The sequence below is a fragment of the Streptomyces sp. NPDC058157 genome (assembly GCF_042884105.1).
Classification (GTDB): domain Bacteria; phylum Actinomycetota; class Actinomycetes; order Streptomycetales; family Streptomycetaceae; genus Streptomyces.
In genome coordinates, this window is record NZ_JBHVUQ010000297.1 from 1 (window position 1) to 6,802 (window position 6,802).

Below are 6,802 nucleotides of genomic sequence, written 5' to 3' on the forward strand. Positions count from 1 at the left end.
GGCCCTGGCGGTCCACGCCGAGGTGCGGGAACGCTTCGCCGAGGAGCTGGGGATCGACCCGGGGCCCGAACTCGCCGCCCTGCACCAGGCGATCCTCCGCCAGGACCCCCTGCTGACCCCGGACCCTCCGCGTCCTCCGCACCCCCCGGTGGCCCGCCCCGTGACGCCCGCCCCGCAGGTCGCCGCCGCGCGTCCCGCGCCGCCCGCCGGCCGCCTGCCCGTTCCCCCCGGCCCGCTGATCGGCCGCTCCGAAGCGGTGGCCCGGGTGTGCGCGGCCGTCGGGGAGGGGCGGCTCGTGACGCTGACCGGGCCGGGCGGGGTGGGCAAGACCCGCCTGGCCCTCGCGGCGGCGGCCCGGCTGGCGGCCTCCGGGCACCCCGGCGGGCGGGGGCCCGGCACCGCCGGGGACGGCGCCCACCCCGACGGGGTGTGGTTCGTCGAACTCGCCGGGGTGCGCGCCGGGGTGGCCTCGGCCGTCGTGGCCGCCCTGGGGGAACGCGAGGACATCGCGGGCGGCGGACCCGGCGGCCGTCCGCCCGGCGAGGAAGGCGAGGAGGCCGTCGCCGCCCGGCTCGCGCACCTGCTGTCCCCGCGCCGGATCCTGCTCGTCCTGGACAACTGCGAACACGTGGTGGACGAGGCCGCCGCCCTGGTCTCCCGGCTGCTGCGCGAGGCGCCCGGCGTACGCGTCCTCGCGACCGGCCAGGAGCCGCTGGCCGTGGCCGGAGAGGCCCTGCTCCCCGTCGCCCCGCTCGCCGGGCCCGAGGCGGCCGCACTGTTCGCCGAACGCGCCGCCGCCGTCGTTCCCGGATTCGCGGTGAGCGCCGGCAACGAGGAGGCGGTGGCACTGATCTGCCGCCGTCTGGACGGCATCCCGCTCGCCCTGGAACTGGCCGCCACCCGGGTCCGGGCCCTCGGGGTGCACGCCCTGGCGGACCGGCTGCACGACCGGTTCCGGCTGCTCGGCCAGGCACGCCGGGACGGACCGGCCCGCCAGCGCACCCTGCGCGCGGTGATCGACTGGAGCTGGGGCCTGCTGGCCGCCGCCGAGGAGACGGTACTGCGCCGCCTGGCCGTGTTCTCGGGCGGGTTCACCCTGGAGTCCGCCGAGGCCGTCTGCGCGGGCGGCGGGATCCGGGTGGAAGACGTCCCCGGCCTGCTGGCCCGTCTGGTCGACTGCTCCCTCGTCACCGTCGCCTACGCCGACGGCGCCCCCGGTGGCGGAGCCGTCCGCTACCGGACGCTGGAGTCCGTCACGGCCTACGCCCGCGAACGGCTGGCGGCGGCGGGGGAGGAGGCGGTCCTGCGGCAGCGGCACGCCGGACACTTCGCGGACCTCGCCGCCCACGCGGCGGCCCGGCTCCACGAAGCCGGCCAGCGGGTCTGGCTCGAACGCCTCGACGCCGAACGGGTCAACCTCGCGGCCGCCCTCGACCACGCGACCGCTCCCGGGCCGGCGGGGACCGCCCCCGGGCCGGCGGAGACCGCCCCCGGGCCGGCGGCGCCCGGACTCGCCGTCCGCCTCACCGAGTCCCTGACCTGGTACTGGTTCCTGCGCGGCCGGGTGGCCGAGGCGAGGGCCGCGCTGACCGCGACGCTGGCGGTGACCGACGCCCGGCCGGACGGCGCCCACGATCCCGCCGCGTCGCTGCGCGTGCGCCGGGCGGCGTTCGAGGTGTTCGCCGGGGAACCCGACCCCGGCCCGGCCGCCGAGCCCGGCGCCGCCGCACGGGCCCGGTGGCTACTGGAGTTCGCCCGGCTCTGCTTCACCGGCGCCGCCACCGGACAAGGCGGCGCCGCCCTCGACGCCCTGCCACAGGAGTTCCGGGACCTGGGCGACCGCTGGGGCGAGGCCGCCGCGCGCAGCGCCCTCGCCACCCGGGCCATGTACCGGGGCGACCTGGCGGGACTGGACCGCCATGCCCGCGGTGCGGCGGCCCTCTTCGCGGAACTCGGCGACCTCTGGGGCCAGTTGCAGACCTCCGAACACCTGGGCGTGCTCGCCGAGATCCGCGGCGACCACGCGCGGGCCGCCCGGCTGTACGAGGAAGGGGTGCGCACCGCGCAGGAGCTGGAACTGTGGACCACGGTCTCCTTCCGGCTGGCCCGCCAGGGCCGGATCGCCCTGCTCACCGGCGACCTCGGGCGGGCCCGGCGACTGCACGAGCGGGCCCGGCGGCTCGCGGTCGAGCAGTCGCACCGGCCGGCCGAGCAGTTCGCGGTCATCGGCCTGGCGCTGGGCGCCCGCCACGGCGGCGACCCGGACACGGCCGAGGCACTGCTGGAGCCCTGGCTGGAGTGGAACCGCGAGCTGCGGGTGGACGCGGGAGCCGCCCTGGTCCTGGCACAGCTGGGCTACGCCGCCGAGGAGCGCGGGGACGCGCACCGGGCCCGCCGCCTGCACGAGGAGGGACTGCGAGCGGCCCGGCGCACCGGCGACGCCCGGGCCCTGGCCCAGGCCTTCGAGGGCATCGCGGGCGCACTCGCGGCGGACCCCGCCGGCACCGGCGCCGACCGGCTCAGGGCGGCCGGACTCCTGGGCGCCGCCGCCGGGTTGCGGGAGTCCGTCGGAACCCCGCTGCCGGTCGCGGAACGCCGGGACGCGGACCGGGCCGTCACCCGGCTGCTCGACGCGCTCGGCGCCGGGGCCTACGCCGACGCCTTCGAGGCGGGCCGGACCGACCTCCGCGGCCGGGGGTGACGAGCCGCCGGGACGCGCCACCGTGAGGACACGTCACCGTACGGACCGCCGGATCGGCGGCCCGTACGGCTCACTGACGCGCGACCGTTCAGCCGCAGTCGTCGTACCCTCCGCCCCAGTCGTCATCGTCGTCGTACCAGCCGTGGCCGTGACCGTATCCGTCGTCGTCCCAGCCGCCGCCGTGGCTGCTGTAGGTGACCGCGTGGGTCGGCGCCGCCGCGGACGCCGTGCCCGCCGCGCCGAGGGCGGCGCCGCCGCCCAGGAGGACTGCGATCGCGGACGCCGCGAAAAGCCGCTTCACTCTCAGTGCCTGCATGGTTTCAGAACCCTTCTCGTACTGCGCCGTAGCCGGCGCGGAGCGGTTTCCTCCTCCTTTCGCCAACAGCACGGAGTTCCTGCCTTTGCCCGATAAACGTGAGGGGGCGCATCCGCCGTCGACGTGGCCGATCGGGCCACGGACCCATGGGCGGGACCACTCATTCACCCGGCCGTTCTCATCACCGCAGGTGAATCACCCGTTTGCGCGGTGGCGGCCGTACTCTGACCATGCTAGTCACCTACCTGTGAGTCGTCACCTCGGGCGGCCCGCAAGCGAACGCCCGGATTCCCGAGAGGGGTGTGCCGCCGTGGAACAGGAACGCACGACGTGCTGTGTGGTGGGTGGAGGGCCGGCCGGCATGGTGCTGGGGCTGCTGCTGGCCCGGGCCGGCGTCGAGGTGACGGTCCTGGAGAAACACGGTGACTTCCTGCGGGACTTCCGCGGCGACACCGTGCACCCGTCGACCCTCTCGCTGCTGGACGACATCGGCCTCGCCGAACGCTTCGCCCGGCTGCCGCAGCGCCGGGTGTCCTCCGTGCAGCTGCCCATCGGGCCGGACCGGTCCCTCGTCACCGTCGGGAACCTCGCGGCCCTGCACGGGAAGTACAACTACATCGCGATGGTGCCCCAGTGGGACCTCCTCGACCTCCTCGCCGACGAAGCGGGCAAGGAGCCGTCCTTCCGGCTGCGCATGGACACCGGCGCGACCTCGTTCCTCATGGAACGCGGCCGGGTGACGGGCGTCCGCTACCGCACCGCCGACGGCCGCACCGGCGAGCTGCGGGCCACCCTCACCGTGGCCTGCGACGGCCGGGGCTCGCTCGCCCGGGCCCTGCCGGAACTCGGCCTGGAGGGCTTCGCCTGCCCCATGGACGCCTGGTGGTTCCGTCTGCCGCGGCACGAGGACGACCCCAGGGGGCTCGTCGGCGGGCTCGGCGACCGCTTCTTCACCGCCCTCATCGACCGCGGCGACTACTGGCAGTGCGCGGCCCTCATCCCCAAGGGCACGGACGCCGAGCGCCGCGCCGAGGGGCTGGAACGCTTCATGACCCGCTTCACCCAGGCCGCGCCGTGGCTCGCCGACCGGGCCGGCTCCGTCACCTCCTGGGACGAGGTCAAACTCCTCGACGTCCGGCTCGACCGGCTGCGCCGCTGGCACCGGCCGGGGCTGCTGTGCATCGGCGACGCCGCCCACGCGATGTCGCCCGTCTTCGGCATCGGCATCAACCTGGCCGTCCAGGACGCCGTGGCCGCGGCCCGCCACCTGGTGCGCCCGCTGCGCGCGGGCACGGTCGGCCTGCACGACGTGCGCCGGGTCCAACTGCGCCGCTGGCCCACCACGGTGGCGACGCAGGGCCTGCAGCGCCTGGCCCACACCCAGGTCATCGAACCGCTGCTCGCGGGCCGGACCGCCTTCGGCAACCCCCGCCGCGCCCAGCGGATGACGGGACTGGTCACGGAATCACGTTGGCTCAATCGCGTCCCCGCCTACTTCATCGGCTACGGAGCCCTCCGCGAGCGTCCCCCGAAGGAGTCCCTGCGCTGACCCTCCCGGCGGACCGCCGCACAGCGGTGTGGAAGTAGGGTCTCCGTTTATTCGGACTGGCTGGATATGATCGGCATCCCCACCCCACAGGGCCGTGTCGGCAGTTCCCCCATGCCCGTCTCCAGGCCCTCTCCGCCGCTCCCGAGGACCGATGTCTGCGATGGCACCCGAAGGCCCGCCGAGCCCGCCGCCCGCCCGGCGCCGCCGCACCGTACGCCTGCGTACGCTGCTGGTCTGCCTGGCCGTCGTCCCCACCGTGGCGATGGGCACCCAGACCGCCCTCACCGCCCAGCGCCTGCTGGCCCAGTCGGAGCACCTGCGCGCCGACGTGGAGGCCGGCGAGCGCATCGGGGTACCGCTGGTCAAGCTGATGAACGAGCTCCAGGCCGAGCGGGCGATGGCGGCGGCCCGGTGGGCGGGCTCGCCCGTCACCGACGAGGCCCTGCGCGACAAACGGGCCGACACCGACCGGGCGGCCGCGGAGTTCCGCCGCATATCGGGCACCGGCAGCGATCCGGCGCAGGGCTCCGAGCACGGCCCCGACGGCCCCGGCGAGGGACGCCTGGACGCGGTGAGCGGACGGCTCGACCTGCTGGCCTCGTACCGCAAGCGCGTGGACGCCCACACCGGCAGCGCCGAGCAGGCGGTCGGCTACTACACCGGCGTCGTCGACGACATCATCCGCGCCTACCAGGACGAATTCAGCCACTCGCTGGACGCCGACCTCGCCCAGGAGAGCCGCCCGGCCGTCTCCCTGTTCTCGGCCACCGAGATGGTCGCCCGCGAGGACACCGCCCTCGCCCTGGCAGGCCCCTCCCGAGAGCTCGCGGCCACCGGCTTCTCCCAGTTCCTCGACGCCGTCGGCACCCACCGGTACCTGTACGACACCTGGATCGTTCCGTACCTGCCGCCCGCCGAACGGGCCTCGTACGAGAAGCTCACCGCCTCGCAGGCCTGGCTGACCAAGCTCCGCATCGAGAACGCGGTCGTCGCCAACCACAAGGACACCGCCACCGGCGTGAAACTGCCGGCCGACGTGGCCGACTGGCCCGCCGCCTACCACGCGTTCGCACCGGACCTCGCCGCCCTCAACACCGCCCGCGCCCGCAGCGTGTTCGACGACGCCGAGGCGAAGGCCTCCGAACTCGAGGCCGAGGTCTCCTGGCTGATCGCGGCCAGCGGCGGCGCGCTGCTGCTGGTCACCGCCGTCGTCGTGCTCACCACGCGGTCGGTGCTGCGCCGGCTGAACCGGCTCCACACCCGTACCGTCGCCATCGCCGAGCGGACGCTGCCCGACGTGGTGGCCCGCCTCCAGCGCGGCGAGTCCGTGGACGAGGACGCCCTGCCGGCCGTGCGCGGCCGCCAGGACGAGGTCGGGCAGATCGCCGACGCGTTCGCCCGGGTGGTCGCGGCCTCCGTCGACGGCCACCGGCAGCTCGCCGCCGAACGGCACGGCTTCGGCCTGTTCGCCTCCGGCATCGCCTCGCGCACCGGCAACCTCGTCAGCCGCCAGCTGAGCCTGACCGAGGACCTCCAGGACACCTTCGGCCACGACGAGGCGCTGCTGGCGCAGTTGATGCGCGCCGACCAGCTGACGGTGGGCATGCGGCGCCAGATCGAGAACCTGCTCATCCTCGCCGGCGGTGAGATCCCCGACCCGCACACCGACCCCATGCGCGTCGCCGACCTGCTGCGCGAGGCCGCCGCCGAGGTCGAGGACTTCCGCCGCATCGAACGCCAGGCCCTGGACGAGGCCAGCGTGCAGCCGCACGCCATCAGCCAGATCAGCCACCTGCTGGCGGAACTCCTGGACAACGCGACCCGGTTCTCGCCGCCCCGCTCGAAGGTGGTGGTCCGCGCCGAACTCGTGGCGGACGGACTGTCCGTGGAGATCGAGGACCGCGGACCGCGCGTCTCGCCCGCCGGTTACGAGGCCATGAACGAGCGCCTGCACTCCGCGCCGCCGTACTCCGTCCTCGCCGAGAACGCCCACCGCCTGGGCCTGTTCGTCGTGGGCCACCTCGCCGACCAGCTCCAGGCCCGCGTCACGCTGCGCCGCTCGGTCTACGGCGGGACGGCGGCCGTGGTGATCCTGCCGGGCGCGCTGCTGGCGCCCGCCGAGCGGGAACCCGAGCCCCGGCGGCGGCCCGCGCAGCCGCCCCGGCCGCCCGCCGTGCCCGACCCCGTACGCCTGCCCGTACGGGAACCCGAGCCCGCGGCGCAGGCCGGTGCTGTC

At 75.7% G+C, this 6,802-nt stretch carries 4 protein-coding genes; 3 read left to right on the forward strand and 1 reads right to left on the reverse strand.

The genetic code is table 11. From position 1 onward, the window contains the following. Positions 1–2,701, forward strand: a 2,701-nt coding sequence (locus ACFVXK_RS36125) for an ATP-binding protein (protein WP_389620826.1), incomplete at its 5' end; no start/stop codon positions are given. An 88-nt stretch (positions 2,702–2,789) separates the two neighbouring features. On the opposite strand, the gene ACFVXK_RS36130 is transcribed toward ACFVXK_RS36125, so the two are convergent. Then, entirely contained in the window at positions 2,790–3,017 is a 228-nt protein-coding gene (locus tag ACFVXK_RS36130; RefSeq protein WP_389620829.1) for a hypothetical protein, read from the reverse strand. A 361-nt stretch (positions 3,018–3,378) separates the two neighbouring features. Here ACFVXK_RS36130 and ACFVXK_RS36135 point away from each other — a divergent pair, with 361 nt between their 5' ends. Both ACFVXK_RS36135 and ACFVXK_RS36140 read left to right on the forward strand, forming a co-directional pair. Then, entirely contained in the window at positions 3,379–4,566 is a 1,188-nt protein-coding gene (locus ACFVXK_RS36135) for an FAD-dependent oxidoreductase (RefSeq protein WP_389620832.1), read from the forward strand. Positions 4,567–4,717: 151 nt separating this feature from the next. Continuing rightward, a partial coding sequence (locus tag ACFVXK_RS36140) for a nitrate- and nitrite sensing domain-containing protein (protein ID WP_389620835.1) occupies positions 4,718–6,802 on the forward strand: 2,085 nt, incomplete at its 3' end.

What these genes read in the sequence shown, in the direction of transcription:
- ACFVXK_RS36135 (WP_389620832.1), top strand. Translation starts at nt 3,379, where the DNA reads ATGGTGCTGGGGCTGCTGCTGGCCCGGGCCGGCGTCGAGGTGACGGTC.
- ACFVXK_RS36130 (WP_389620829.1), bottom strand. Translation starts at nt 3,017, where the DNA reads ATGCAGGCACTGAGAGTGAAGCGGCTTTTCGCGGCGTCCGCGATCGCA.